This window comes from Streptomyces sp. NPDC026515 (genome assembly GCF_055567595.1).
Genome location: NZ_JBVHQD010000004.1, coordinates 351,594 through 378,363, shown reverse-complemented (window position 1 = coordinate 378,363; position 26,770 = coordinate 351,594). Strand labels below are relative to the sequence as shown.

The following is a 26,770-nucleotide window of genomic DNA, read 5'->3' as shown; positions in this document are numbered from 1 at the left end:
CCTCAGTCACTTGATTCGGGTGCGGTACACGTGGCCGTCGACGCCGCGGAACACCGCGTCGACGGCGCCTTCCGGGCCGGCGACCGCGCCGAGCGCACCGTCGAACGCGGCGCTCGGGAACTCCTGCCGTTTGCTCCAGCCCTGCCAGGCGCCGTCGGCGTACCGCTGCTGCCACAGCGTGTAGTCGGCCGCCCGGGCGTACAGCAGCACCGTGTCGCCGACGGCGACCAGGGTCGGGCTGCCGCTGACGGTCCCGCCGAGGGACGTCCAGCCGGACCACTCCCCCGCGGTGTCCCGGCTCCGTGTCCACACGTCGTCGGCGGCGCCGCGTACGGCGACGTGGACGCGCCCCTGCGCGTCGACGGCGGCGGAGGGGCGGCCGTACACCTGCCGGTCGCCGGGCGCGCCGAGCGAGGACCAGCCGGACGCCGGGCCGCGCTGGACGACGGTGCCGTCGGCGCCGGTCGCCAGCAGCGTCCAGTGCGCGGGGTCGGTGAAGGCGACGGACGGCGCGTCGGCCAACTGCCCGCCCAGGGACTGCCAGTGGCCCCAGCGGCCGTCGGCGTAGATCCGCCGGTAGGCGCGGGAGTCGTCGCCGCGTACGAAGACGTCGATCCGGCCGCCGGCGGAGGCGTACACCGCGGGCTGGCCGAGGATCCCGCCGCGGACCGGGCCACCGAGGTCGCGCGCCCTGCCGTCCGCCTTCTCGACGAGCGAGCCGTGCGGTCCGCGGAAGAAGGCGGCGCCACCGCTCGCGACGGCCGGGCTCGCCGTGGCCGTGACCCCGAGGTCGGTGCCCGGCAGCGCGTCGGCGCCGGTGAGCTTCAGGAACGCGGTGCCGTGTGCGGGCACCTCGACGGTGTACGAGCCGGTGTGCGTGCCCCGGTCGGTACGCGCCCGCAGGTCGCGCACGCGCACCGGTCCGCCGAGGCCGGTGTCCGAGAACTGGACGGTGCGCTGGGCGGGCTGGTCGGACCGGTTGAGCAGGACGACCGCGCGCTGTCCGCGCCCCTGGAGCACCTTGCTGTAGACGTCTCCGGCCGAGTCGGTGGCGACCCGCACGCCCTGGACGGCGAGGGGGTCCTGGTCCACGGCGATGATCTCCGGGTTGCGCAGGGTCGCGAGCATCGAGTCCGACAGCGTCCGCGGGTCGGATCCCAGCACCAGCGGCGAGCCCATCTCGGCCCACATCACGAACTGGCTGGTGGACTCCTCCTGCGTCAGCTCGTACGACCCGTCGGTCATCTTCCGCATGGGGATGAGGTAGTCCGGGTCGTTGTAGTGGCCGGGGCCCTGCGCCTCGGGGTGCCAGGCGTTGGCGTCCATGTTGCGCAGGATGTTGGGCCACTCGCCGGGGCTCGGGGTGCCCCAGGCGATGTCGGTGCCGGTGCGCCAGGAGTCGGCGATGGCCGGGGCGTAGACGTAGGTGTTGTGGGCGTCCTGCTCGGGGGTGTGCGGCAGGCCCCAGTCGTCGGTGAGCGGGTTGCAGAGGTTCAGCAGCATCCTGCGGCCGGACTTGGCGACCGCGTCGCTGAACTCCTTGTAGGCGGGGCCCGGATCGAGCTTCGCGCCGATGCCGCAGAGGAAGTCCACCTTGATGGCGTCGATCTTCCAGTTCGCGAACTGCCGTGCGTCCTGGTCGTAGTACCCGCGGCTGCCGAGGCCGCAGCTCTTGCCGCCGTCGTAGGTGCCGCCGTCGGTGTAGATGCCGGCCCGCAGACCGCGCTTGTGCAGGTAGGAGACGAGGGCCGGGATGCCGGACGGGAAGCGGTCCGGGTTGGCGACCAGGTGCCCCTGTGCGTCGCGGGGGTTGTCGGCCTGCCAGCCGCCGTCCAGCCACACGATGTCGTATCCGCTGTCGCGCAGACCGCTGCTGACCAGCCGGTCGGCGACGGAGCGCACCTCCTTCTCGGTGGGCGCGCCCAGTCCGTAGTAGGTGTTCCATCCCATGTAGGGAGTCGGCGCGAGGCCGCTGTCGTAGAAGCCGGGTGCGCCCTGGTCGACGGCCGTCCGGGCGACGGCGTCGGGGGCCATGGTGGCGGCCAGGACGGCCGCGATCGCGGTCGCGAGGGCGGGCCGGGTGAACCGGTGGTGCCTGGATCTGGGTGGTACGGGCGGGTGCAAAGTCACGTGCCTCTCCCGGGGATTGGGAAGCAGGAGAACAAGGACGCGGGCCGCTCCGCGGCAGAGGCCGACGACGTCACGGCGATGACTGTGGCGTGTGGCCGAAACACTGTCAAGATTAATTACTAATTTAATAGAAGCGAGGTGGGGGCGAACGCGGAACCTTGACAGGGTCAGCGCGGGGGGGCAGTGTTCGGCAACGTTGTCATGGTCGATGGCAACGTTGTCATCACCTGGTCTTCCCGGCTGTGCCGTTCTTCGAACTCCCCCGATCGGAGCGCTCGTCCATGTCGGATCAGTCAGCCTCGCCCTCCCGCCGTGCCGTTCTGTCCGCCGGCACCACGTTGCTGGCCGGCTTCGGGCTCGGTGTGGGCCCGCTCGCCTCCGCCGCCACGGCGGTATCCGGACAGCCGCATCCGGGTGTCTCTCGGGGCGAACTCGCCGCCTACCGGCCGGTGTCGGTGTCCTCCACCGACTACGCGCCCACCCCCGCGGAGTTCGCCGTGGACGGTCTCGACACCGTCGGCGTCCGGGGCACCGGATGGCGGGCCGCGGCCGGGGATCCGCAGTGGATCTCCGTCGACCTCCAGGCGCAGTGCCGGGTGGAGTCGCTCCGGCTCGTCTTCGAGGCGACCGCGGACGACCCGCCGTTCACCGACTCGCCGAGCGGCAGCCCCCGGGACAACACCACCGGGCAGGAGATCCTGTCGAGTTGCGCGGTCGGCTTCGTCGTCGAGACCTCCACCGACCACCGGTCCTGGACCACGGTGTACCGCACCGAGTCCGGCACCGGCGGGGTCATGGAGATCGCGCTGCCCGAGCCCGCCACCGCGCGTTGGGTCCGCATGACGGTCCACAAGCGTTCCAACAGCAACCCCCTGGGCCTCAACGGCCTCCAGGTGTACGGCACCTGCCGCACCGCGCGCCCCGAGGTGACCGGCTGGACGGACTGGGAGACCCGGCACCACACCCCCGAACCGCTGCGGGCCGACGCGGACGGCACGGTTCCCCTGGAGTCCGGCTGGGTCCTGACGATGGATGACCGGGCGGGCGGGGACGGTGCCTCCCTGTCCGGGCCGTCGGTCGACACCAGCCGCTGGCTGCCGGCCACGGTCCCCGGCACCGTGCTGGGCTCGCTGGTGGAGCAGGGACGGCTGCCCGACCCGGTGGCCGGCTTCGGCAACCTCCACGTCCCGGAGGCGCTGTCCCGGCACTCCTGGTGGTACCGCCGCGAGTTCCGGCTCCCCGAGAGCCTGCGCACCGGCTCGGGACGCCATGTCTGGCTGGAGTTCGACGGGGTCAACCACAAGGCCGAGGTCTGGCTCAACGGCACCCGGGTCGGCGACTTCACCTCCCCCTTCGCCCGTGCCGCCTACGACGTCACCCGGCTGCTCGGCGACGGCGAGCAGGCCCTCGCGGTCCGGATCGCCCCGATGCCGTTCCCCGGCAGCCCCGCGGACAAGGGCCCGGCGGGGCTGGCGTTCGTGGACGCGGGCGCGAACATGATGAACCGCAACTCGCCGACCTACCTCGCCTCTTCGGGCTGGGACTGGATGCCCGCGGTACGGGACCGGGCGGCCGGCATCTGGAACCACGTACGGCTGCGCTCCACCGGCGCGGCGGTACTCGGCGACCCCCGGGTGGACACCGTGCTGCCCGACCTGCCCGACACCGGCACGGCGGAACTGACCGTCCTCGTCCCGGTGCGCAACGCCGGCACCGACGCCGCGCGGATCACCGTCGCGGCGGCCTTCGGGACGGTGCGGGTGACGCGGACGGTCACCGTGCCCGCCGGCGAGAGCACGGACGTCGTCTTCACCCCGGCCGAGTATCCGCGGCTGCGCCTGAAGGACCCGGAGCTGTGGTGGCCCAACGGCTACGGCGAGCCGGCCCTGCACGGGCTCACGCTGACCGCCTCCCTGGACGGCACCGAGAGCGACCGGCGCACCACCCGCTTCGGGATACGTCAGTTCGGCTACGCGTACGAGGTGCCGCTGACCTTCCAGACGGGCAGCGACGCCTACGCCCAGACCGTGGACTTCACCCGGCACACGGCCAGGTACGTGCGCGTCCTGTGCCGCACCCGCGCGACGGACTGGGGCTCGTCCATGTGGAGCCTGTCGGTGCTCGACAGCTCCGTGCCGGCGAACGACCTGGCCCTGCACAAGGACGCCACCGCGTCCTCCGTCGACGACCCCGGGAACGGGCCGGGCAACGCCACCGACGGGGACTCGGACACCCGTTGGTCCTCCGCCTTCGAGGACGGCCAGTGGATCCAGGTCGACCTCGGGTCCCAGGTCGCGTTCGACCGCGTCGTCGTCACCTGGGAGCGGGCTTACGCGGCGACGTACACCGTCCAGGCCTCCGCCGACGGCACGGAGTGGACCGATGTGCGCGACGTCGACAACACGGCGGTCCCGCTGCCGTTCCGGACGTCCGGCGCGGCGAGCCTGCAGACCGTCGAGCTGACCGCGGCGACGGCCCGGTACGTGCGGGTGTTCTGCCGTACCCGGGCGACCAGTTGGGGCTCGTCGCTGTGGAGCCTGTCCGTCGTGGACAGCGCCTCTGCGGGCACCGACCTGGCCCTGCGCAAGGAGGCCACCGCGTCCTCCGAGAGCGACGGGACCCATGCCGCCCAGGCGGTGGACGGAAATCCGGACACCCGGTGGTCCTCGGCGTACGAGGACGACCAGTGGATCCAGGTCGACCTGGGCTCGCGGGTGCGGTTCGACCGGGTGCTGCTGCTGTGGGAGCAGGCCTACGCGAAGACGTACACGATCCAGGTCTCCGACAACGGCTCCGACTGGGTGGACGCCGAGTCCGTCGACAACTCCACCGTGCCGCTGAAGATCAGCGTCAACGGCGTCCGGGTGTTCTGCCGCGGCGGCAACTGGGGCTGGGACGAGTTGTTGCGGCGGATGCCGGCCACGCGCATGGACGCGGCGGTGCGGATGCACCGCGACATGAACTTCACCATGATCCGCAACTGGGTGGGCTGCTCCGACCGCGAGGAGTTCTACGCCAGCTGCGACGAGCACGGTCTGCTCGTGTGGAACGACTTCCCCAACGCCTGGGGCATGGACCCGCCGGACCACCAGCTCTTCCTCGACGTGGCCCAGGACACCGTACGGCGCTACCGCATCCACCCCAGCGTGGCCGTGTGGTGCGGAGCCAACGAGGGCAACCCGCCCGGCCCGGTGGACGACGGCATGCGGGCAGCGGTCCAGGCGGAGGCACCGGCCGTCCTCTACCAGAACAACTCGGCCGGGGGGATCGTCTCCGGCGGCGGGCCCTACGGCTGGGTCGAGCCGGAGCGCTACTACTCCGCCGCGACCTACGGCGGCGGGACCTTCGGGTTCCACACGGAGATCGGCATGCCGGCCGTGTCCACCGCGGAGACGATGCGCCACCTGGTCGGCGACGAGCCGGAGTGGCCCGTCGGGGGCGCCTGGTACTACCACGACTGGAGCACCAGGGGGAACCAGGCCCCGCAGAACTACCGGGCCGCCATCGAGTCACGGCTGGGTACGGCGACGGATCTGGACGACTTCTGCCGCAAGGCTCAGTTCGTCAACTACGAGAACTTCCGCGCCATGTTCGAGGCCTGGAACGACCGGCTCTGGGAGGACGCGAGCGGACTGATGCTGTGGATGTCGCATCCCGCCTGGTACAGCACGGTGTGGCAGACGTACGACTACGACTTCGACGTCAACGGCGCCTACTACGGTGCCCGCAAGGCAGCCGAACCCGTCCATGTGCAGGCGAGTCCCGTCGACGGCAGGGTGATCGCCGTCAACCACACCGCGCGGCCGATCCGCGGTGCCACGGTCGTGGCACGCCGGTACGACCTGTCCGGCCGCCAGGTCGCCGCGGAGCGCCGCGCGGGCGTCGACATCGCGTCGTCCGCCGCCACGACCGCGTTCACCGCGAGCGAGGACGGGCTGCCGGACCTCCATCTGCTGCGACTGCGCCTCACGGACGCGCGGGACACGCTGCTGTCGGAGAACACCTACTGGAGGTACCGCACCCCCGAGGCCATGCGGGCCATGAACGAGATGCCCGCGACACGGGTCTCGGTCGACGTCACCGGCACGGACCGTGACCCGAGCACACAGCGGCACACGGTGACCGCCCGGGTGACCAACCGCGGTTCGTCCGTCGCGGCCATGCTCCGCGTCTCGCTGCGCGACGCCCGCACGGGACAGCGCGTCCTGCCCACGCTCTACAGCGACAACTACCTGTGGCTGCTGCCCGGCGAGGCACGGACCGTCACCGCCTCCTGGCCGGCCGACACGGTGGTCGCACGGCCGAGCGTGCAGGTCGAGGGGCACAACGTGCCCCGGTCCACGGCGCGGTAGCCGCCGGGGGCTGTCACCTCATCCGGTATGGGCCGCGACGGCGTCGATGATCTCGGGCCAGAGTTCACGCGGGCGGTCGTGGCCCATGTCGGGGATGAGGAGGAGTTCGGCATCGGGGACCAGGTCCGCGGTGCGCCGGCCGCCGCTGACGTCGATCAGGGTGTCGTCCAGGCCGTGGATCACCAGCGTCGGCACCCGGAGTCCGCGGAGTGCCTCCGCACGCGAACCGCCGAGGATGATCGCGCCGAGCTGACGTCCCACGCCCGCGGGGTAGTACGCGCGGTCGTAGCTGTCCGCGGCCAGCTCCCGCACGAGCGCGGGGTCGCCGTAGCGCCTGGACGCCCACACGAGGTCCCGCTCCGCGGCGGCGATGTACCCCTCGCGGTCCCGGGGCTTCGGACTGAGCAGCACCGCCTGCGCCTCGGGAGTCGCGCGACCGTATTCGCTCTCGCCGGTCGAGGACATCATCGAGGTCAGCGTGAGCACCCGCTCCGGCCGGGAGATGGCCATCGTCTGGGCGATCATTCCGCCCATCGACGCTCCGACCACGTGCGCGCGTTCGATACCGAGCGCGGTGAGCAGGCCCAGTCCGTCCTCGGCCATGTCCGCCAGACCGTAGGGGACCATCGCGAGGGCACCGGGGATGTCTCCCGAGCTCACCGCGGCGAGGAACCGGCCGATGTCGACCGGGTGGTCGTCGAACTTGGTGGACAGACCGCTGTCCCGGTTGTCGTACCGGATCACATGGCGGCCGCGGCCGGCCAGCTCGCGGCAGAAGTCCTCGTGCCAGGCGATCATCTGGGCACCGAAGCCCATCACGAGCAGCACCGCCGGGTCCCCGGGGTCACCGAAATCGTCGTAGGCGATGGACACTCCGGGCGACACGTCGGCGATCGGCATACCCGGATCCTGCCAGGTCCGGCCGGTCGGGCGCACCCGGATTGCCCGTCGCCGCCGTGCCCGCGGAACCGGCCCCGCGCAACGCGCGGCCGGACGATAATCAGCGGGTGCCGGCCCGCCCGGTCCGCTGATCCCAGGAGCGCTGTTGTCCCCCACCGCACCGTCCGTCGGCCGCTGCTTCCTGCTGGCGACCGCCCTGCTGCTGCCGGCGGCCTTCGCCGGCGCCTGTTCCGTCGTCGGCGAGGACGGCTGCCACGGCACGGCCGCCGAACTCCGGCGGCTGGCCGGGCAGCCGCTGCTCGCCTCGGCCCCGACCGGCGCCTCGGCACCCGCCAACTACCGCGGGGTGGGCGTGACCACCGGATGCGACGACGACAGCAGCGGACCACCCTGGCTGCACGCGGACCGCCTGTACGCTTTCTCGGGCGGCCCCGACGACGTCCTCGCGCACTACACGAAGACAGCCGCCGCGGCCGGCTGGCTCGTCCGGCGGACAGCCGCCAGGGTGTCGGAGACGTGCTGGACCAGGACCGAGCAGGGCCGGCATCTCCTGCTCGACGTGGACCTGCGTCCCACCGGCTTCTCCCCCGAGCCCGAGACCGGCACGGGCTTCGCCTACTCGGTGTCGATCGGCGCCGGGCGGGACGGGGGCGAGGAATACTGCTGACGGTCGGCGCGCGCCGGGAACGCGAGAAGCCGCCTGGAGACCAGTGGTCCGTGCATGTGACCTGGGCGCCAGGTGACAGGTTCGGTCACGCGGCCTGAAGGGCCGGCGTGGTCATGACGGTTTCGAATGCGATGGGGGTCAGCCGGCCGAGTGAGGCTTGGCCGCGGCGCCGGTGGTAGGTCCGCTCGATCCAGGTCACGATCGCGATCCGGGCTTCTTGAGGCGTGTGCACGCACACGCGGATCGCTGGCGGTGCGCGCCCCGAAGACAGGATTCCCTTCGGGGCGCGCGCGGCAGGGGTTCCGGTTCAGGCGTTGTAGCCACCGTGGGCGTCCAGCACCGCGCCCGTGACGTACGACGCGGCGGGGCTCGCCAGAAAGGCGATCGCCGCGGCGATTTCTTCGGGGTGACCCACGCGTTGCAGGGACAGCGAGCTGACCAGGGCCTTGACGGTCTCGGCGTCCGGCCCTTCCATGCCGCCCTCCATCAGTCCGGCTTCCACCACGTTGGCCGTGATGTCCCGGGGCCCGAGGTCCCGTGCGACCCCCATGGTGTACCTCTCGATCCCTGACTTGGTCGCCGAGTAGTCGGCAAGGCCCGGGACGCCGACCCGGGAGCCCAGGCCGGAACTCACCGTAATGATGCGGCCGCCCGCGCGCAGCACTCGGGAGGCGGCCCGGATGACGGCGATCACGCCGAGGTAGTTGGTGGCGTGCATCCGGTCCAGTGCGGCGGTGTCGGCGTCCGGGTCGTCCACCGTGCGGCCCTGCTCCACCGAGATCGCCGCGTTGTTGACGAGGATGTCCAGGCCGCCGAAGTGCGCGACCACGTCGTCGATCAGCGCCGGCGCCTGGCTCATGTCTGCCTGGTCGGACCTGAAGGCGATGGCCTTCGCTCCCTTGAGGCGCACATCGTCGACGACGGCCTGCGCCTGCTTCTCGGAGCTGACATAGGTGAAGGCGACGTCGGCGCCCTGCTCGGCCAGCAGTCGTACGGTCGCGGCTCCCAGTCCGCGCGACCCCCCGGTGACCAGGGCCACCTTGCCCGTGAGTGGCTTGCTCATTCTTCTCACCTCGTTGATCGATCTTCCCCGATAGTCGTAACATTAATTGTTACGACACCTGGTTGCAACTATCGCTGTTACGACTGTGCCGTCGTGACGTAAAGTGTTGCGGCCGGGAGGAGGAGTTCATGAGTGCCAACAGCAGGTTGACCCTTGCCGCCCACGCGCTGGCCTGGATCGGTCTCTACCAGCGCCAGGGCCATGAGGTCGCCACCTCCGAGCAGATCGCGACGAGCGCGAACACCAACCCCGTGGTGATCAGGCGGCTGCTCGGCGAACTGCGCAGGGCCGGGCTCGTAGAGTCCCGGCGGGGTGTGGGCGCGGGCTGGTCGCTGGCGCGCGAGCTGGGCTCGATGACCCTGCTCGACGTGTACGAGGCAGTGGAACCCGGCCCGCTGTTCGCGATGCACCGCACCGCCCCGGACCACGGATGCGTGGTGGGTTATGGCATCCAGCCGGCGATGCGGGGCGTCTACGAGGGCATCGAGGAGACCCTGAGACACGAGCTGGCCCGCGTCACGCTCGAGAACGTACTCCGGGACGCACTCGCGGCACCTCGCTAGCCTCCCCGTAACGCCCTGACACCACCAAGATCCCCATCCATGCCCAGGCCGGCGAACAGCCCGGCAACCGGTCACGCCAAAGACGCTTGCAGTACCAGGGCGTGTTGCGTCACGGGTCTGCGGGTCGGGGTCCTGTGATGAGGACCGCTTGCGTGCCGGTGCGGGTGGGTGGCCAACACGATCGAGAACGCCCGCCACCCCGACGTGCTCGCCGCCCAGGCCTCCGCCGGGGCGGACGATCAGCCGCCGCGTGACCAGTCGCTCACGTTGGACGTCGCGTACTCCAGCGCGCCGGCCCCGGCCAGCGCGGAGCGCACCCCTTCCAGTGCCAGGCTGCGATCAGGGCTTCCTCAATCTCCAGGTCGAGATGGCAGCGACCCGTCCCGCTGCCCGCGCCCGTGATCCCGCCGTCAGGACCGAACGCGGCGTCCCGGCATGACCGGGCGACGGGCCCCCGAAGCGGGGCTCGACGTGGCCACGGCCGAGTACGACATGGCCGCCCTCGCCGGCACGTACGTGACGCGTGAGGACCATCTCGGGCGCGCCGAACTCGTCATCGACCGAGCCAGCGGCACGCGGTGGTGGGCGCGGCGTTCGCCGGTCCAGGCGTCGCGGATCTCGTCCACTCCGCCACGACGGCCATTGTCACGAGGGGTGCCGCTTTCCCTGCTGTGGCATGTGGTGCCCAGCTACCCCACCGACCGCCAGCGAGGTCCGGCCACGCCGTCGGAGACGTACCGGGCTCAGAGCTGTGCCTGACGCTCCAGTCGTGCGCGGGTCGTTTCGGCTGACCGGTGGTTCGCTCATGGTGCCTGGCGGAGATGCCAGGGGGTGCAGTCGGGCGGACCGCGGGTGAGCCGAGCAGTACGGACGGCCCCTCCGAAAGCCACGGAACCGATGACAGCCCGCGCCCGGCGCGTGCGCGAGGGCTGCCTGGGCCAGAGGGGGCCTGCTCGGCGACTCCGCCGGCGGCCGGGCCGAGTTCCACTCCAGCGTCGCCTCCACCGGGCGACCGCGCCCGGTGACGGCTTTGCGCGGTCGGCACACACCGCTCGCGCGGGCCGCACGGGAGTGGACACTCAGGCCCCGCTTCAAGCGGTCGGTGCTTCGTGACGTGGGGCAGAGACCACGGGCCGCGCCGGGGGTACGGACGGACAAGCTCGGCGAGGGTGCACAGGCGGACACCCAGGCAGGTAGTTTACACTTCAACGACATATCGTGGTGCTGCCACCGAGGTCGGCGGCAATGGGGCGCGTGAGGCCTCTGATCGAGAAGAACCACCGGGATGCCGAAATCCTCCTGTGCCTCATCCGACTGTGATCCACCTCACGGGAACCGGCCCCGCGTATCCGACAGGTACCTGCGTGAAGCAATCCTTGCGAGCTCGTCTGCGAGCCGACGATCCAGAAGCCTTCCGCCAGCTGTACCAGGAACTGGGCCAGGCGATCTACGCGCACGCCTACCGCGCCACGGGAGACTGGTCGGCCGCCGAGGACGCGGTGTCATTGACGTTCCTGGAGGTGTGGCGTCTGCGAGGGCGGCTGGAGCAGGGCGACGAGAGCCTCCGCCCCTGGGTCTATGGCATCGCCACCAACGTCCTGCGCAACCGCGGACGCGCAGCGCGCAGACACCAGCAGACCCTGACCCGCTTCCCCACACCCGAGACCGTCCCGGATATTGCCGACGAAGTCGCCGCTCGCATCGACGACAGCGAAAGGCTCGCGGCCGCCAGAGCGGCGGTGGCCAGGCTGCGCCGCGGGGACCGCGACGTGTTCATGCTGTGCGTCTGGTCCGACCTCAGCTACGCCGCGGCGGCCCAGGCCCTGGGCATCCCGGTCGGTACCGTCCGCTCCCGCCTGTCACGCGCACGGGGGCGTCTGCTCAAACTGACCGAGCAGGAACTGAAGCGCGTGGAAAAAAGAGTGGAACCCCCTGCGCCCGTCCGACAGATACAGGGCGACCGCAGACCCGCGGTCCGGTCGATACAGGAGAAAGCCCGATGAACGCTCCGAAGCATGGTGACGAGGCCGAGCGCCAGGAGCTGTCGCACCTGCTGCCGCGCCCCGGCACACCAGGTCTCTCTCCCGCCCGGTCTCAACGTCTTGAGGAATATCTGATGCAGGAAGTCACCCAGACCGGCGCGCAGACGCAGCCGTCTCCCGCCGCGAAGCGCGGTATGCCGCGCTGGAGCCTGATAGCCGCGCCGGTCGCGGCCCTGGCTGTCGCCGCAGCCGTCGCCGTCAGCGTCACCGGCTCCGGCGCGACCCCCGCCGACGACAGTGTGGCCATGGCCTCGGTCATCACCGTGCAGCCCGCCTCCGCCCGCGGCGCCACCGCCTTCCTCAGCCAGGTCGCGGACGCGGCCAGCAGGCAGAAGACCCCGACCGTCGGCGCCCACCAGTTCATCTACGTCGAAAGCAAGGTCGGCTTCACCCACCAGGTCAAGCAGCGCACCATCGGCGGCGCGGCCAAACTCGACGCCGTCCACCAGCGCGAAGTGTGGCTGGCCGCCGACCCCTCCAAGGACGGCCTCATCCACGAGGGCGGCAAGAACATCACCATCCACAACAGCGGCACGGGTGTGGTCAAGCCCGGCACACAGTCGCAGCCCGCCAGGCCGGGCACCGTCCCGCAGATCGCGTCGCTGTCGACGAACCCCGACGCGCTGCTGAAGCAGATCTACTCCGCCACCCGCGGCGAGGCTCCGGGCAAGGACGCCGCCGCGTTCAACTGGATCGGCGAGACCGTGTCCGAGTCGATCGTGCCCGGTGACGTGGCCTCCGCGATCTGGCGGTCCGCCGCGAAGATCCCCGGCGTCGTCCTCGTCAAGGACGCCACCGACGCGGCCGGCCGCCATGGCGAAGCCATCGCCCACGTCTCCAACGGCGAACGCACCGAGTACATCTTCGACCGCAACACCCACCTGTTCCTCGGCGAGCGCAGCTACCTCATCAAGGACACCTCGATGGGCAAGGCAGGCATGCTCACCGGCACCAGCGCGATCCTCTCCCGCGCCGTCGTGAACAAGATGGGTGACCTGCCTGCAGGCGCCCGCGCCTGACCCGCACACCACCCAACCGCCCGGCTGCCGACCATCACTCAGCGGTCGGGCGGATCCGTCCCCCCACCACCACCAGCCTGGCACCCATACGGTCGGGCCTGAGCGGAGGCGACATCGTCTGACAGGGCGGCAAGGGCTCGTCCGTCGACAGATGCTCGGCCTCGCCCTCGGCCGGATCAACAGCCTTGCACCATGGGTGGTTCACCGTCGTGGTCGAGCCATGAGGAGCGGTGAGCCGGTCCCGGTGGTCATGCCCGAATTAGCGGTCTGATGGTTGGGCTTAGACACCATCCGCTTTCCGAACGTGATCGTTTGGTTCGGGCTGAGTGGGCATGAACTCCGGTTTGCGGCGCGAGAGATGGGCGTGGTTCGTCCGTTCGTCTCGCTTGTGGAGGTGGCTGGTGCCGTCGGTGCTCGGTCTGCCGGAGGCCCGCGAGGCGGGCGATGCCCAGGATGACGCACAGCCGCTTCACGCCGTAGCGGCGGTGGTGGTCGGCAACGAACTGGAAGCGGTTCACCAGCACGTCTCCCCGGCGAAATACTTCGCCGCCTTGCGCAGAATCTCGCGTTCCTCCTCCGGCTCGCGGATCTTCTTGCGCAGGGCGGCGTTCTCAGCCTCCAAGGGTGTCGTCGGCTCGGTCGGCACCTCCGCCCGGCGTCCCCGCGGCCGGCTCGCGCCGGCCGCCCGGACCCATCAAGGGTCAAGGCCCCAGGACAGGGGTCAGTCCTCGGCTTCGGCCACTGGCTTTTGCCATGGCCACCGCCCGGTGATCTCGAGCTCGAGAGAGAAGCTGAGGAAGGTGCGGATGCCCACGATCACGGCCAGCACTCCGACGTTTTTGTACGTCGGTGCGACGGCGACTGTACGGATGATATCGCCGGCTACGAGAAACTCCAGCCCCAGCAGGATCGACCGCCCGACGCGACGGCGATAGCCGCGGTACACACCCGCCTGTCGGCGATTGAGTCGGATACCCGCGATAACGGTCGCCAAGAGCGACCCCACGACCATAATGGCTACGCCCGCGGCGTCAACGCCCCGACCGACCAGCTCCACGATGGGTTGGAACTCCACAGTATCCCTCTCACACCGACCCGAATCCGCTCCTTTGTGGTCCGCAACCTCTGTTGCTATCTGCACTTCGTCCCGAGCACCTGTCGGGCTGCTGTTGTCTCCACAGCACTCCCCCACGCAGTAAAACGGCACCGTCAACGGCGCCTACTGAAAGCCTGACTATCGGGCGGACGCGATCGCTATTCCGGGGTCCAGCTGCTGCAACCCTGACCACAGCTACCTCAAATCCACTCCGCAATGAGGTGACGCATAATATCCTCGATGGTCCTGTTATCTGTGACCCTCGCTCCCACCACGTCCAGTTCACTCCGTCTTCGCTCAGCACGTCGTTCTGTGGGTCGGTGAACACAACCGCCGTGTCGATCTTCTTGTTTTCCACCCGCCGCTCCTCACGCGAGGACCCACCACCGGTATGACACATATTCGGTACAGCGGATGCCCTTCCGAAAGGCATTCCGGTCCGGTGACGCGAGGTCTCTTCCGGTGCGGTTTTGCCGACCCCGGGCGACATCACTCAAGTGCCCTGCTCACCTTCGGGGTGTGTGACCTGAGGGGCGCCGTCCCGGCCATTCGGCCTTCCTCTCCACTTTGCCCCATCACGGGGCGTTCCGCAGCGGCCCGGTGGAACGGGCTCTGAACTTGTTCTTTATGGTCCGGACTCGAACATCGAGTAGGACACCGTCACTCACCTGGACCTTTGCCGGACAGGCGGACGGCCTCCGCACGAGGATGCGTTCTGTCACCGAACCGCACTCGTCCGAAGGCCACAGGGGTGAGTCTGCTGCACTGCGACGCACGGCACGAAGCACTCGACTTCACGTCACACTTCCGGGAAGACCGCCACGCCTGCCTGACCCGACGCGGTGACACCCTGTTCGAGGTCCGCATGGCCTATCTCCTGGCCGGCCTGCCCGTGGAAGTGCCGGGGCGGATGCGTGCCGACCGCGTGCTGCGCCGGCCCGTGCCTGACACCTGGATTCTGCCCCGCCAGGGCGGACGCCCGCCGAAGCACGGCAAGGAGTTCCGCTTCGCCCACTCGGAGTCCTGGGGCGAACCGGATGTGGCGACCACGACCGTGACCGGCAGCTACGGCATCGCGCAGACCATGGCGTTCGACCGCCTCCACCCGAAACTGACCACCCGCTCCGCACGGATCGACCGCACCGACGAGCTTCCTGTCGTCGAGGGCACGGTGAGCCGCCTCCAAGTCGACCACCTGCCCGGCGGACAGGACCCGCCGCCCGTCTGGCTCCGGTCCTCCCGCACGGGCATGACCAGCAGGGACGTCGACCTGCGCCGGCAGGCATTCCTCCGCCGCTTCGACCTGGAGCACACCTTCCGCTTCGCCAAGCAGACACTCGGCTGGACCCGCTCCGAACTGCGCACCCCCCACGCCGCCGACCGGTCGACCTGGATCGTGGTCGCCGCTCACACTCAGCTCCGTCTCACCCGCGAGGCCGCGGACCCGCGCCGCCCCTGGGAGAAGCCTGCCGAGGCCGCCCGGCTCACCCCGGCCCGCGTCCGCCGCGGGTTCAGGAACATCCGCCCGCACCTGCGCAATCCGGCTCGCGCACCGAAACCATCAACATCCGGACCAGTCAGACCGGTTGGACCGAAGAATCGACGCCCCGCCACCCGCTATGACGTCGGCAAGACCGCCAAACGCCCCGAAGGCATCACCGAACGAAACCGACTCTAAGGGCCCCCTGGGGTTGCCGGCGCCACCGGCGGGTTGAACCGTGAATACTGCGGCGCGGACCAGACCAGGGCGCCGTCCGGGTGGTCGATCTGGACGACCTTGGCCACCTGGAACTCCACCGTTCTCTCCGCGCCGGGGAATTCAGCGGCGGTGTCCGCACTCCAGTCGATCACCGCCGTACCTGTCAGGTGCAAGGCTCTGCCGGCCTTCCAGTCGATGAACAACAGACCCGCGGCCGGGTTGACGGTGAGATTTCCCAGGGTCATCAGCATCGTGTTCCCTTCGTATTCGGGCCATTGGACCCGTTGTGGGGACAGGCTGCTGACGAAGCCGGGGTTGCCGCCGCGATGGGAGGCATCGGCGTCACCCGCCGGGGAAGCGGAGGCAATGAAGAACGTGTCCGCGGTGTCAATCATCCGGCGCTGCTCCGGGAGCAGTTCGCTGCTCTGCGACACCTGGGGCTTCCCGGGCGCAGGTACTGCCTCCTGCGGTTCACGGCTCTGGATGTATTTGGGGCAATTGCCGTATGCCTGGTCCACTGAAAGTCTGAGTCCACCTGCCGCCGGCACGGTCCGACCGTTGATCCTCAGTCGTCGACGGTTTTTCAAGTCGATGGCAAGAGTGCCCACAAGTGCAGGTGCCGCCAAGACCGCCGCCAGCGGGTCGCCATCCAAAAGGCGCGCTCCGATGAGCACCTCACGAGGGCCAGGCACCTGGAGGAATCCCGGCTGCCCGTACACCATGGACGCCCACATTTGACCGTCCGGTGCACTTGCTCCGACAACCAGGAACCGCAGATCGGCAAGGTAGTCGCGGGCACCACGAGGAAGTCTGTCACTGATGATCGGGCGCAGGCGATCGGCGTGTTCACGGAATCCTGCGCGGTCCTGAGCGGCCAACTCACCCTTATGGTAGGAGGCCAGATGGGAGCTGCTGTTGCGCATGGTGGCATTCCTAACTGCTGTCAGCGCCTTCAGGCAGCACCGGCATACGCCCGGAAGAAGAATTTCTTCATGCCGCGTATGACCACGCTAGAGCCGGCTACCCGCACGGCCGACGATCCGATGAGTGGGAGCGGACGGTTCATTCCAGCGTAGACCCGCAGCCATCGCGAGGTGGCGCAGTGACAGGTGAACGTGCATATTTGAAATTCGGGCCCACCCGATTTGGCGCTGTGCAGACCGCCTAGATGCGCTCCGCAGAGCGGGACGGTGACCCTACGCAACCTCCTCATGCCTTAATGCGTCCGCCATTCCCGTTTCACCAGCTGCAGAGAAAATCCGAAAGGTCGCATCTATCCGTCTCTGTGTTGCTGTCGCGGGGGGCGGGTCTAGCGTGAACACGTTGCGCCCGACGCCATCCGTCTCGAGGCGCCACGCCGCCGAGGGGAAAACACTCCTGAGCCTGAGCAGGTGACCACCCCTGCCTGTCATCGCAGCGAAAGGGGTTACACGCGGGCGGATTTGACGCATATTCCGCGCCCGAAGATCCCAGGAGGTCGTCATGCTCCCCATGCGCCACAAAACAGCGACCGTTAACGGCCAAGAGGTCTTCTACCGCGAGGCTGGACCCACTGAAGCACCGGTCGTCCTGCTGCTGCATGGATTTCCCAGCAGCTCAGACATGTTCCGTCATCTCATCCGGCACTGGCCGACCGGTATCGTGTGATCGCTACCGATCACATCGGCTACGGCCAGTCCTCCATGCCCGAGCCATGAAGATCGACTACACCTTCGACAACCTGGCCAATATTACTGGGGGCTGCTCGACCAGCTGGGCATCAAGCGCTTCTCCAGCTACGTGCACGACTTCGGGGCACCCATCGGGTGGCGGCTGGCCCTCAGCCCCTCCTGTACGAGGGTCCGTCAGCTTGCTGATGGACCCTCTGTGGTGAGTATTGGTGGGATTTTCGGAGTCGGGGCAGGTTGAGGGCCTGACTGTCGCGTCGGGTGTGCACCGGGTTCCGCGGCTCCGGTCGGGGCAGCGCTGCTCGCAGGGACGGAACGCTGCTGCCTCAGCCTCGGTTCGGAAGGGCGTGGAGCCAGTCGACTCGATCTCCCGTCGTTCGTGATGGAGCTCCACCAGTTCGGCGGCGGGGTGGCGTCGATGATCGGTCAGTGTGGTGGCCAACCGGCAGTGGCCTTCCAGCTGCAGCCCTTTTGCGGTCGTCACCAAGATGTGCGCGTCGATGATCCTCAGCCGGGTCCCGTCGAGTCACGGCCGCCGGGGCGGCGCTCTCCGCACACCTCAGCGTCCTCGCTCGCTGCCGAGCCCGCTCGTCGTAACCCGCTGGCCCCGGTCAAGGACGCCGGTCCCCGACTGGTCACCAACAATGATCAAGGGCCGGTTTCGGATGCCTCCGAAACCGACCCAGACCTGCCACTGTCTCCAGTCGGGACGACAGGATTTGAACCTGCGACCCCTTGACCCCCAGTCAAGTGCGCTACCAAGCTGCGCCACGTCCCGGTGCCCTCACTCGCGGTGACCCGCGTGATCACGCGGACAGCACTTTACCCCACCTCCCCGGGCGGACCGAAAGAGGACGTAGGGCGGGGGACAATCGTCGTATGGGCCGTACGGGAAACGCCGGATCAGGAGCACGGGACCGGGACGCCGAGGGGCGGGCGCGCAGCGCCCGGCCGCGGGACGGGCTGGGGCGGCCGCTGCCGTACGGCGTTCCGGGCGTCGAGCGGCAGGCCGAGGGAGTCGTACGGGCCCCGGAGGAGACCGTCGCCGAAGCGCAGGCGCTGCTGGACGCCGGGAAGCCCTTCCATGCGCACGAGGTGTTCGAGGACGCCTGGAAGTCGGGGCCCGAGGCGGAGCGGGCGCTGTGGCGGGGGCTGGCCCAGCTGGCCGTCGGGCTCACGCACGCGGCCCGGGGGAACGTGACCGGTGGCGCGCGGCTGCTGCGGCGCGGCGCGGGCGCGGTCGAGGAGTGGTCGTCCGGCAGCGGGGTCCGGCGCCCGTACGGGATGGATCTCGACGGGCTCGCCGCGTGGGCGCGGGAGCTGGCCGGGCGGGTGGAGAAGGACGAGAAGGATTCCGGGACCGTCGGGGCCGGGGCCGAGGCGCCGCGGTTGCGCGGCACCGGGCCGTACCGGGAGTGATCCGTCGCCAGTGGCATACGGCAGACTCGGGGCGTGCGAAAGATTCATGTCATCGGTATCGGCGCGGGCGACCCCGACCAGCTCACCCTCCAGGCGGTCCGGGCGCTGCGGAGCACGGACGTGTTCTTCCTGCTCGACAAGGGCGAGGTCAAGAGCGACCTCACCCGGCTGCGCCGGGACATGCTCGACACGCACCTGCCCGACCGCGGCTACCGGCTGGTCGAGGCCCGGGACCCGGACCGGGACCGGGCCGCCGACGGCGGGGCGTACTCGCCGGCCGTCGGGGACTGGCGCAGCGCCCGCGCGGACATCTACGAACAGCTGATCCGCGGGGAACTGGGCGCGGAGCAGACCGGCGCCTTCCTGGTGTGGGGCGATCCCTCGCTGTACGACAGCACGCTGGCGATCCTCGAAGAGGTGCTGGCCCGCGGCGCGGTGGCGTTCGAGTACGACGTGGTGCCGGGCATCAGCAGTGTCTCGGCGCTGATGGCGCGGCATCGCACGGGGCTGAACCGGGTGGCCCGGCCGGTGCAGATCACCACCGGGCGGCGGCTCGCCGCGGGGCTCCCGCAGGACGTGGACGACGTGGTCGTGATGCTGGACGCCCACCAGGCCTTCCGGCGGTACGCGGACCAGGACATCGACATCTACTGGGGCGCCTACATCGGCACACCCGACGAGATCCTGGTCTCCGGTCCGATCGCCGAGGCCGGTCCGCGGATCGAGCGGTTGCGGGCCGAGGCGCGCGAGCGCAAGGGCTGGATCATGGACACCTATCTGCTGCGCCGCCACCCGGAGGCCGCGCCGGAGGGCTGAGCGGCCCCCGTCACGCCGGTCCCCACCCCAGCCGTTCCAGTGCCGCCGCCACATCGGGCACCGCCGCCATCCCCGCCGGCAGCGGTGGCCGGCGTACGACGACCACCGGCAGGCCCAGTCCGCGGGCCGCCGTCAGCTTGGCGGCCGTCGCCGCTCCCCCGCTGTCCTTCGTGACCAGGACGTCGATCAGGTTCTCCCGCAGCAGCGCGGTCTCGTCGGCCACCGTGAACGGCCCGCGGGCCAGCAGCACTTCGGTGTGCGGGGGTACCGGAGGCTCGGGAGGCTCCACCGAGCGGACGACGAAGTGCCGGTCGTCCAGGTGGGCGAAGGCGGACAGGCCGAGGCGTCCGGTGGTCAGGAGGACCCGGGGGCCGAAGCGCGGCAGCAGGTCCGCCGCGGCGGGCAGGGACGCGACCGGGTGCCAGCGGTCCCCGGGACCGGGACGCCAGCCCGGGCGGCGCAGCACCAGGGCCGGGACGCCGGTCCGGGCCGCGGCCGCCGCCGCGTTGGCGGTGATCGTCTCGGCGAACGGATGGGTGGCGTCGACAAGGACGTCCACACGCCCGTCGCGCAGCCAGTCGGCGAGGCCCGCCGCCCCGCCGAAGCCTCCGACGCGCACCTCCCCGGCCAGCGCGCCCGGCCGGGTGACGCGCCCCGCCAAGGAGGTCGTGACGCGGACACCGGGACGCGCGGCGAGCGCGGCGGCCAGTTCGCGGGCCTCGGTGGTGCCGCCGAGGACGAGGACGTGCGGGGACATGGGGCGAGCGTACGGGTCCCGTCGGCGGGCCCGGGACGCGGGACGGCCGCCCGGCGGGGGCCGGGCGGCCGTCCTGGTAAGCGACTCCCGTCAGCCCTGGCGGGCCTTGGAGCGGGGGTCCTTCTTGTTGATCACGTAGACCACGCCGTGTCGGCGGACCACCTGGGCGCCGGGCTTGGCCTTCAGTGAGCGCAGGGACTTGCGTACCTTCATGGTGCTGTTCTCCTCGTGTCGGTCGCCGGGCCGGCTCAGCCGCGGGCGGCGGCGGTACGGCCGTAGCGGCGCTCGAAGCGCTCCACCCGGCCTGCGCTGTCCATCACCCGTGACCTGCCGGTGTAGAAGGGGTGCGACGCGGACGAGACCTCGACGTCGATCACCGGGTACGTGTTGCCGTCCTCCCACTGGACCGTCCGGGACGAGTCGGCGGTGGAACGGGTCAGGAACGCCACGTCCGCGGCACGGTCACGGAAGACGACGGGCCGGGAGACGGGATGGATGCGGGCCTTCATGGGGTTGTCCTTCCTGGGGCCTCGGTCCGGTGGTGGTTCCGGAGGGGTCGGGCCCGGTCGTTCTCGGCGGTCAGCGCTCTTCGCGGAACTCGACGTGCGCGCCGGCCACCGGGTCGTACTTGCGCAGGACCAGGCGGTCCGGGTCGTTCCGGCGGTTCTTGCGGGTCACGTAGGTGACTCCGGTCCCGGCCGTCGACCTCAGCCTGACGACCGGACGCAGGATGCTGCGTGCCATGAGGTTCTCCCTTCGCCCATACCCGTGATCACTGATCCGAGCATGTCAATCACGATGGCTGTAACACCGGGGCCCCCGGTCTCATTCCCGGGCCGGCGGACCGGCTAGCGCAGGAGGAGCTGCAGGCCTCCGACGATCGTCGCCGCGATGACCAGCTGCTCGAACAGGCGCTGGTTGATCCGGTCCACCGCCCAGGTGCCGAGCAGCGCGCCGGGCACGACGAACACCACGAGCGCGGCGTCGAGCAGCAGCGAGTTGCCGTCGATCAGCCCGAGGCCGGCGCTGAAGGGAACCTTGGAGACGTTCACGATCAGGAAGAAGAACGCCGAGGTGCCGAGAAAACCGAGCTTGCGGAAGCCCGCCGACAGCAGGTACAGCGACATCACCGGGCCGCCCGCGTTGGCGACCATCGTGGTGAAGCCGCCGAGGACGCCGTACGCACCGGCCTTCACCTGGCCCGCCCGGGTGGTGACCTCGTCCGGGTCCTCGTCGGGGCGGTCGGCCCGGCGCCGCCGCCACAGGGTGACCCCCGCCATCAGCAGCAGGATCGCGCCGATCGAGGTCCGTACGACCTGGTCGTCGGCCCACACCAGGAACAGGGTGCCGGTCACCACGCCGCCCGCGACCGCGGGGAACAGCCGCCACAGCGTGGGCCAGTGGGCGTGCCTGCGGTAGGTGGCGACGGCGAGGACGTCGCCCGCGATCAGGATCGGGAGCAGCACGCCGGTGGAGGCGCGGGCCGGGAGGACCGCCGCGAAGACGGCGAGGCTGACGGTGTTGGCCCCGCTGACGGCGGTCTTGGAGAAGCCGACGAGCAGTGCGGCGAGGGCCAGGGCGGCGAACTCCCAGCCGGATATGTGCCAGAGGGTCATGGTGTTCATGCGGGGACCGATGTTATGTCCGGACAAGCAGATCCGGTAGGTGCCGTCTCGCCGTTTACGCCTGTTCACCAGGGGCACCCGGTCGGCGACCGCAGCACGAGGAAGGGAACCGCAGGCATGACCGTGGTGAAGAGCACGCTGGCCGAAGGAGCGCTCCGGGTCACCGGGACCGCCCTCCAGGAGACCCTGGTGGATCTGCTGGGGCTGTCGCTCGTCGGGAAGCAGGCGCACTGGAACATCGTGGGGCCCCGTTTCCGTTCGATCCATCTGCAGCTCGACGAGGTGGTCGCCACCGCGCGCACCTACTCGGACACCGTCGCCGAACGTGCCGCCGCGCTGGGCGTGGCGCCGGACGGCCGCCCCGAGACGATCGCCGCGGCCTTCTCGCTGCCCGGCGCCAAGGACGGCTGGCTGCGGGACGACGAGGTCGTCGACCTGATGGTGCGGACGCTGGAGGCGGCGATCGGACGGCTGCGCGAGCGCATCGCCGCGACCGACGAACCCGACCCGGTCACCCAGGACCTGCTGATCTCGATCACCGCGGACCTGGAGAAGCAGCGCTGGATGTTCGCGGCCGAGAACACCTGAGCTTCGCGAACGCCCGCGCCGGGGCGCCCCGCTCACCTCCGCCCCTCCGGCAGGTCCGCTTCGAGCGCCGCCGCCCGCAGGGCCGCCGCAACGCGGGCGACCGCCTCCGTCGGCGGCTGAGGCAGCCGGGCCAGCAGCTGGCGCCGCTGCTCCTGAGGTCCGACCGCGCACCGGCAGGATCCGGACGCCCGGCGGTGCGGCGGGTGAGGATCGCACGGCTGGAGCCGACCGACCCGGCGTCCGTCACCGCCTTCCACCGCCCTCGTGGCCGGCCGGCAGGGGCCGCCGCACGTCCTGGTCCCGCATCGTCGTCGTCAGCTCCACCGGTCACCGGCGGTCTCCGGTGGTGTGGGACGACATCGACGCTCCCCAGGCAGGACCCGTGGCTCGCCTACGGCCGGTCCAGGACCGCGGGCGTCCTGTTCGCGGTGGAGACCACCCGGCGCTGGGCCGCGGACGGCATCACCGCCAACGCCCTGATGCCCGGCGCCATCCACGCCGGCCTGCGGCGCCACACCGGCGGCAGCGGCAGCGGGCAGGTGCCGGCGGAACCGATCACGGCCCCGGAGCAGGGCGCCGCGAGCTCGGTCCTGCTCGCCACGTCACCCCTGCTCGAAGGCGTCGGCGGACGGTACTTCGACGACTGCGACGAGAGCCGGACCGCCGACCCGGACAGCGCCCGGCTGTTGCGGGACCTGTCGGAGGAACTCCGCGCCGGCTGACGTCACAGGCCCAGGATCCGGGCGACGGTACGCAGCACGCCGTTGTCGTTGTTGGACGGGGCGAGGTGGCGGGCCCGGCCGATGACGTCCGGGTGGGCGTTGGCCATGGCGAAGGACCAGTCGGCGGCGTCGAGCATCTCCAGGTCGTTGAGGTAGTCGCCGAAGACCATCGTCTGGGCGGGGGTGATGCCCAGCTCGCGCTGGAGGCCGCGCAGGGCGGTGCCTTTGTTGGCGGTGCGGTTCATCACGTCGACCCAGTGCTCGCCGGAGACCACGACCTGGTGGGTGCCGGCGAAGCCGGCCAGGGCCGGGGCGGTGGTGCGCTCGGCGGGCCCGAAGTCGAAGAGCGCGACCTTGATCACCTCGTCGTCGACGGCGGTGAGGTCGTCGACGACCCGGTGCTCGACGTAGTAGCGGCGGACCTCGGTGAGGAAGGCCTCGTCCGCGCGCTCCACGTACGCGGACCGCTTGCCGCAGACCACGGCGCCCACGTCGACCCCGTCGGCGACCAGGCGGCGCACGGTCCGGGCGAGGTCGCCGGCTACGGCCGCGCCGAGGACGTCCGAGCTGAGCTCGACGCCGTCGCGCACCACATAGGTGCCGTTCTCCGCGATGAACACCATGCCGTCGGCCACGTCGGCGAACTGCCGGGCCAGGGTGGCGTACTGGCGGCCGCTCGCCGGGCTGAACAGCACACCTCGCCGGCGCAGCTCGGCCAGCATCGGCCAGAGTCCCTCGGGGATGCGCTTCTCGTCGTCGAGGAGGGTGCCGTCCATGTCGGTGACGACGAGACGGATGTCGGCGGGGCCGGCCGGGAGGCCGGGCGTGGCGAGGAGGGAGGCTGGCGAGGCGGGCATGTCCTGCTTCCGAGTGGGAGACGGCTTCGTACACCAGTCTCCCGCACGCCGCCGACGGACCGGAGACGGCTGTGGAGATCCGCGTGACGGCGCGATCACCGTACGCCACACCGCCCCGAGCCGCGCCGGTGCCGACTCCCCGGCGCCGGTGCCGCAGTTCGGCGCGGTCGCCGTGAAACCCTGACCGGGACGTGTGCATCCGAGCCCGTCGAGGAGGACGCCGTATGCCACCCCTTGTCGACCCCGTACCCGGCGGGCGTCCCGGTGAACTCGCCCGGGCGCATGCCCTCGCCCATGAGCTGTCCGCTCAAGGGGTGCGCGCGATCGTGCTGGCCTATGTGGACACCGCCGGGATCTGCCGGGTGAAGACGGTCCCCTGGCAGCGGCTCCAGCAGGCGACGGCCTGGGGCGTCGGCATGTCCCCGGTGTTCGACACCTTCCTGGCGAACGACGCGATCGTCCGTACCGACGTCCTCGGCTCGCCCGACGGCGACCTGCGCCTCTACCCGGATCTGGACCGGCTGGTGGTGCTGGCCGGGCAGCCCGGCTGGGCCTGGGCCCCCGTGGACCGGATCACCCAGGAGGGCGACCGGCACCCGGGGTGCAGCCGCACCTTCCTGCGCCGGACGGTCGCCGACGCCGAGGGCCGGCTCGGCCTGACCTTCAAGGCGGGCATCGAGATCGAGTGGGCGCTCGGCCGGGCCGCCGCCCCCGCCGACGAGTTCGCCCCGGCGGCCCTGGGACCGGCGTACGGCGCCGCCCGGCAGATCGAGCTGAGCGACTACGCCGCCGACCTGCTCGCGGCCCTGGACGCGCAGCAGGTGCCGGTCGCCCAGTTCCACCCCGAGTACGCCCCCGGCCAGTTCGAGCTCTCCACCGACGCGCTGGATCCGGTGGCCGCCGCCGACCAGAGCGTGCTGGTACGGCAGACCATCCGCGCGATCTCGCAGCGGCACGGCCTGCGGGCCTCCTTCTCCCCGGCCGTCACCGAGCGGGGCGTCGGCAACGGCGGCCACCTCCATCTCTCCGTCTGGCGCCACGGGATCAATCTGCACACCGCGGGCGACGGCCGGTACGGCATGACGGGCGAGGCCGAGTCCTTCCTGGCCGGGCTGCTGGCCCATCTGCCGGCGCTGACGGCGGTGACCGCGCCGAGCCCGGCCAGCTATCTGCGGCTCAAGCCCTCCCAGTGGGCCGGGGCGTTCACGGCCTGGGGCCGGGAGGCCCGGGAGGCCGGTGTCCGGGTCATCACCGGCACGACCGGCCACCAGAGCCGGGACGCCAACCTGGAGGTCAAGCCTGTCGACCTGGCCGCCAACCCGTATCTCGCCATCGGCTGCGTCCTCGCCGCGGGACTCGACGGTTTCACCTCGGGGGCGGCCCTCCCCGAGGAGGTCGTCGACGACCCGGCCCGGCTGATCCCGGACGAGGCGGTCGCCCGGGGCGTACGACGGCTGCCGGCCTCGCTGATGGAGGCCGTCGACGCCTTCCGCGAGGACAAGGTGCTGCGCACGGCTCTCGGCCCGGTCCTCGCGGACGCGGTGGTCGCCGTACGCGAGGGCGAGACGGCGACCGTCACCGGGCTCGACGACGCCGGGGTGGCGGCGGCCTACCGCTGGAAGTACTGATGCCGGGACCGGTCCGGGAGGCTCTCGACGCGCTCCCCCTCGTCGACCACCACTGCCACGGCGCGGTCACCGCCGATCTCGGCCCGGCGGAGTTCGAGTCGCTGCTGACGGAGGGCACGGCCTGGCCGGGCATGTCGGCGTTCGACAGTCCGGTCGGGGTCGCCGTACGACGGCACTGCGCGCCGCTGCTCGGCCTGGACCGGCACGCGTCCGCCGCCGACTACCTGGCGCGCCGCGCGGAACTGGGCTGGCGGGAGGTCAACCGCCGGTTCCTCACCGCCGCGCACGTGGAGACGTTCTGCGTGGACACCGGCTACGCCCCGCATCCGGTCACCTCGCCCGCCGACCTCGCGGACGCCTGCGGCGCCGCCGCCCACGAGGTGGTCCGGCTGGAGAGCGTCGCCGAGGCGGTGGCCGCGCGCGGTGTCGACGCCGGCGAGTACGCGTCCGCGTTCCGGGCGGCGGCGGAGGCGGCGGTACGGCGGCCGGGGGTGGTGGCGGTCAAGTCGGTCGCCGCCTACCGCACCGGCTTCGACCTGGATCCGGCGCGGCCGACGTACTCCGAGGTGACCCGGGCGGCCGCGCTGTGGCTCGCGCGCGGCGGCGGCCTCACGGACCCGGTACTGATGCGCCATCTGCTGTGGACCGCCGTCGCCCTCGGGCTGCCGCTCCAACTCCACGCGGGTTTCGGGGACTCGGACCTGCGGCTGCACCGGGCGGACCCGGCCCTGCTCACCGACTGGCTGCGGCTGACCGCCGGCACCGTCCCGGTGCTGCTGCTGCACTGCTGGCCGTACCAGCGCCAAGCCGCCTATCTGGCCACGGTGTTCGAGCAGGTGCACCTCGACGTCGGGCTCGCGCTGCACTACGTGGGACCGGCCCGGGCGGGCGCGGTGCTGGCGGAGGCGATGGAGATCACTCCGTTCCGCAAGCTGCTGTACAGCTCGGACGCTTATGGTGTGGCGGAGTTCCACCTTCTCGGTGCGCTGTCCTTCCGGCAGGGGCTGGCCGGAGTGCTCCAGGAGCGGGTGGACGCCGACGAACTGAGCCACGCCGACGCAGTGAGGATCGCCGCCTGGACAGGACGCGACAACGCCCGTCGCCTCTACGGACTTCCCGTATCGGACCCCGGCCGCGACTGAGCGCGCGCCCCACCCGGA

The 26,770-nt window shown here is 70.9% G+C and carries 22 protein-coding genes, 1 tRNA gene and 6 pseudogenes; 14 read left to right on the top strand and 15 right to left on the bottom strand.

The window, feature by feature from the left end; all coding sequences use genetic code 11:
• Nucleotides 1-6: 6 nt before the first annotated feature.
• Nucleotides 7-2,130: a DUF8189 domain-containing protein gene (locus ACZ4O3_RS10170; RefSeq protein ID WP_467721852.1), complete on the bottom strand. Its 2,124-nt coding sequence runs from the start codon at nucleotides 2,128-2,130 to the stop codon at nucleotides 7-9.
• 281 nt (nucleotides 2,131-2,411) lie between these two features.
• Between ACZ4O3_RS10170 and ACZ4O3_RS10165 the strand changes: the two genes are divergently transcribed.
• Nucleotides 2,412-6,482 carry a discoidin domain-containing protein gene (locus ACZ4O3_RS10165; protein WP_467721851.1) on the top strand — a complete coding sequence of 1,357 codons (4,071 nt, stop codon included), beginning with the start codon at nucleotides 2,412-2,414 and terminating at the stop codon, nucleotides 6,480-6,482.
• A gap of 18 nt (nucleotides 6,483-6,500) precedes the next feature.
• On the opposite strand, the gene ACZ4O3_RS10160 is transcribed toward ACZ4O3_RS10165, so the two are convergent.
• Nucleotides 6,501-7,382, bottom strand: coding sequence for an alpha/beta fold hydrolase (locus ACZ4O3_RS10160; protein WP_467721850.1), 882 nt, complete (start codon nucleotides 7,380-7,382; stop codon nucleotides 6,501-6,503).
• Between the two features lie 145 nt (nucleotides 7,383-7,527).
• Between ACZ4O3_RS10160 and ACZ4O3_RS10155 the strand changes: the two genes are divergently transcribed.
• On the top strand, nucleotides 7,528-8,049 hold the full coding sequence (locus ACZ4O3_RS10155) for a hypothetical protein (protein ID WP_467721849.1): 522 nt from the start codon (nucleotides 7,528-7,530) through the stop codon (nucleotides 8,047-8,049).
• An 85-nt stretch (nucleotides 8,050-8,134) separates the two neighbouring features.
• Here ACZ4O3_RS10155 and ACZ4O3_RS10150 read toward each other — a convergent pair.
• A pseudogene (locus ACZ4O3_RS10150) lies at nucleotides 8,135-8,275 on the bottom strand (IS3 family transposase); the annotation flags it as partial.
• A gap of 81 nt (nucleotides 8,276-8,356) precedes the next feature.
• A complete protein-coding gene (locus ACZ4O3_RS10145) occupies nucleotides 8,357-9,112 on the bottom strand; it encodes an SDR family NAD(P)-dependent oxidoreductase (RefSeq protein ID WP_362719510.1) in 756 nt (251 codons plus the stop codon).
• Nucleotides 9,113-9,240: 128 nt separating this feature from the next.
• On the opposite strand from ACZ4O3_RS10145, the gene ACZ4O3_RS10140 reads away from it, so the two are divergent.
• The 4 genes from ACZ4O3_RS10140 to ACZ4O3_RS10125 all read left to right on the top strand — a co-directional run bounded on the left by ACZ4O3_RS10140 (nucleotide 9,241) and on the right by ACZ4O3_RS10125 (nucleotide 12,736).
• Nucleotides 9,241-9,675 carry an Rrf2 family transcriptional regulator gene (locus ACZ4O3_RS10140; protein WP_467721848.1) on the top strand — a complete coding sequence of 145 codons (435 nt, stop codon included), beginning with the start codon at nucleotides 9,241-9,243 and terminating at the stop codon, nucleotides 9,673-9,675.
• 435 nt (nucleotides 9,676-10,110) lie between these two features.
• Nucleotides 10,111-10,434, top strand: a complete 324-nt coding sequence (locus ACZ4O3_RS10135) for a hypothetical protein (protein ID WP_467721847.1) — start codon at nucleotides 10,111-10,113, stop codon at nucleotides 10,432-10,434.
• Nucleotides 10,435-11,039: 605 nt separating this feature from the next.
• The gene (locus ACZ4O3_RS10130; RefSeq protein WP_362719519.1) at nucleotides 11,040-11,678 is read left to right on the top strand and encodes an RNA polymerase sigma factor; all 639 of its coding nucleotides are present in this window, start codon (nucleotides 11,040-11,042) and stop codon (nucleotides 11,676-11,678) included.
• Nucleotides 11,675-12,736, top strand: a complete 1,062-nt coding sequence (locus ACZ4O3_RS10125; protein WP_467721846.1) for a CU044_5270 family protein — start codon at nucleotides 11,675-11,677, stop codon at nucleotides 12,734-12,736. Before ACZ4O3_RS10130 ends, ACZ4O3_RS10125 begins: the two co-directional genes overlap by 4 nt.
• A gap of 721 nt (nucleotides 12,737-13,457) precedes the next feature.
• Here the strand turns inward: ACZ4O3_RS10125 and ACZ4O3_RS10120 are convergent.
• A complete protein-coding gene (locus ACZ4O3_RS10120; protein WP_467721845.1) occupies nucleotides 13,458-13,877 on the bottom strand; it encodes a DUF1622 domain-containing protein in 420 nt (139 codons plus the stop codon).
• Between the two features lie 817 nt (nucleotides 13,878-14,694).
• Here ACZ4O3_RS10120 and ACZ4O3_RS10115 point away from each other — a divergent pair.
• Nucleotides 14,695-15,510: pseudogene (locus tag ACZ4O3_RS10115) on the top strand (NF041680 family putative transposase); the annotation flags it as partial.
• On the opposite strand, the gene ACZ4O3_RS10110 reads toward ACZ4O3_RS10115, so the two are convergent.
• Nucleotides 15,507-16,454: a pyridoxamine 5'-phosphate oxidase family protein gene (locus ACZ4O3_RS10110; RefSeq protein WP_467721844.1), complete on the bottom strand. Its 948-nt coding sequence runs from the start codon at nucleotides 16,452-16,454 to the stop codon at nucleotides 15,507-15,509. The pseudogene ACZ4O3_RS10115 and the gene ACZ4O3_RS10110 overlap by 4 nt on opposite strands.
• Before the next feature lie 559 nt (nucleotides 16,455-17,013).
• Between ACZ4O3_RS10110 and ACZ4O3_RS10105 the strand changes: the two are divergent.
• Nucleotides 17,014-17,352: pseudogene (locus ACZ4O3_RS10105) on the top strand (alpha/beta fold hydrolase); the annotation flags it as partial.
• A gap of 204 nt (nucleotides 17,353-17,556) precedes the next feature.
• Here ACZ4O3_RS10105 and ACZ4O3_RS10100 read toward each other — a convergent pair.
• A pseudogene (locus ACZ4O3_RS10100) lies at nucleotides 17,557-17,724 on the bottom strand (IS4-like element ISSav1 family transposase); the annotation flags it as partial.
• Nucleotides 17,725-17,902: 178 nt separating this feature from the next.
• A tRNA-Pro gene (locus ACZ4O3_RS10095) sits at nucleotides 17,903-17,976 on the bottom strand.
• A 185-nt stretch (nucleotides 17,977-18,161) separates the two neighbouring features.
• Between ACZ4O3_RS10095 and ACZ4O3_RS10090 the strand changes: the two genes are divergently transcribed.
• On the top strand, nucleotides 18,162-18,617 hold the full coding sequence (locus ACZ4O3_RS10090) for a DUF309 domain-containing protein (RefSeq protein ID WP_467721916.1): 456 nt from the start codon (nucleotides 18,162-18,164) through the stop codon (nucleotides 18,615-18,617).
• Nucleotides 18,618-18,650: 33 nt separating this feature from the next.
• The gene (gene cobF / locus ACZ4O3_RS10085) at nucleotides 18,651-19,433 is read left to right on the top strand and encodes a precorrin-6A synthase (deacetylating) (protein WP_467721843.1); all 783 of its coding nucleotides are present in this window, start codon (nucleotides 18,651-18,653) and stop codon (nucleotides 19,431-19,433) included.
• A gap of 10 nt (nucleotides 19,434-19,443) precedes the next feature.
• On the opposite strand, the gene ACZ4O3_RS10080 is transcribed toward cobF, so the two are convergent.
• From ACZ4O3_RS10080 to ACZ4O3_RS10060, 5 genes are all read right to left on the bottom strand, one after another.
• A complete protein-coding gene (locus tag ACZ4O3_RS10080; protein WP_467721842.1) occupies nucleotides 19,444-20,190 on the bottom strand; it encodes a cobalt-precorrin-6A reductase in 747 nt (248 codons plus the stop codon).
• A gap of 90 nt (nucleotides 20,191-20,280) precedes the next feature.
• Nucleotides 20,281-20,403 (bottom strand): type B 50S ribosomal protein L36, encoded by a 123-nt coding sequence (gene ykgO / locus ACZ4O3_RS10075; RefSeq protein WP_467721841.1) that lies wholly within the window; start codon nucleotides 20,401-20,403, stop codon nucleotides 20,281-20,283.
• Between the two features lie 35 nt (nucleotides 20,404-20,438).
• Complete coding sequence (locus tag ACZ4O3_RS10070) at nucleotides 20,439-20,699, bottom strand: type B 50S ribosomal protein L31 (RefSeq protein ID WP_362731187.1); 261 nt, start codon at nucleotides 20,697-20,699, stop codon at nucleotides 20,439-20,441.
• A gap of 70 nt (nucleotides 20,700-20,769) precedes the next feature.
• Entirely contained in the window at nucleotides 20,770-20,934 is a 165-nt protein-coding gene (gene rpmG, locus ACZ4O3_RS10065) for a 50S ribosomal protein L33 (RefSeq protein WP_362731185.1), read from the bottom strand.
• Between the two features lie 104 nt (nucleotides 20,935-21,038).
• A complete protein-coding gene (locus ACZ4O3_RS10060; protein WP_362731189.1) occupies nucleotides 21,039-21,815 on the bottom strand; it encodes a sulfite exporter TauE/SafE family protein in 777 nt (258 codons plus the stop codon).
• A gap of 117 nt (nucleotides 21,816-21,932) precedes the next feature.
• Here ACZ4O3_RS10060 and ACZ4O3_RS10055 point away from each other — a divergent pair, with 117 nt between their 5' ends.
• The gene (locus ACZ4O3_RS10055) at nucleotides 21,933-22,403 is read left to right on the top strand and encodes a Dps family protein (RefSeq protein WP_362731183.1); all 471 of its coding nucleotides are present in this window, start codon (nucleotides 21,933-21,935) and stop codon (nucleotides 22,401-22,403) included.
• 32 nt (nucleotides 22,404-22,435) lie between these two features.
• Here the strand turns inward: ACZ4O3_RS10055 and ACZ4O3_RS10050 are convergent.
• Nucleotides 22,436-22,610 (bottom strand): annotated as a pseudogene (locus ACZ4O3_RS10050) (LysR family transcriptional regulator); the annotation flags it as partial.
• Between the two features lie 91 nt (nucleotides 22,611-22,701).
• Between ACZ4O3_RS10050 and ACZ4O3_RS10045 the strand changes: the two are divergent.
• A pseudogene (locus tag ACZ4O3_RS10045) lies at nucleotides 22,702-23,125 on the top strand (SDR family NAD(P)-dependent oxidoreductase); the annotation flags it as partial.
• 2 nt (nucleotides 23,126-23,127) lie between these two features.
• Here the strand turns inward: ACZ4O3_RS10045 and ACZ4O3_RS10040 are convergent.
• Nucleotides 23,128-23,982: a Cof-type HAD-IIB family hydrolase gene (locus tag ACZ4O3_RS10040; protein WP_362731134.1), complete on the bottom strand. Its 855-nt coding sequence runs from the start codon at nucleotides 23,980-23,982 to the stop codon at nucleotides 23,128-23,130.
• A gap of 224 nt (nucleotides 23,983-24,206) precedes the next feature.
• Here ACZ4O3_RS10040 and ACZ4O3_RS10035 point away from each other — a divergent pair, with 224 nt between their 5' ends.
• Together ACZ4O3_RS10035 and ACZ4O3_RS10030 are read left to right on the top strand one after the other, a co-directional pair.
• Entirely contained in the window at nucleotides 24,207-25,610 is a 1,404-nt protein-coding gene (locus ACZ4O3_RS10035) for a type I glutamate--ammonia ligase (protein WP_467721840.1), read from the top strand.
• Nucleotides 25,610-26,752 (top strand): amidohydrolase family protein, encoded by a 1,143-nt coding sequence (locus ACZ4O3_RS10030; protein ID WP_467721839.1) that lies wholly within the window; start codon nucleotides 25,610-25,612, stop codon nucleotides 26,750-26,752. Before ACZ4O3_RS10035 ends, ACZ4O3_RS10030 begins: the two co-directional genes overlap by 1 nt.
• The last annotated feature ends 18 nt before the right edge of the window (nucleotides 26,753-26,770 follow it).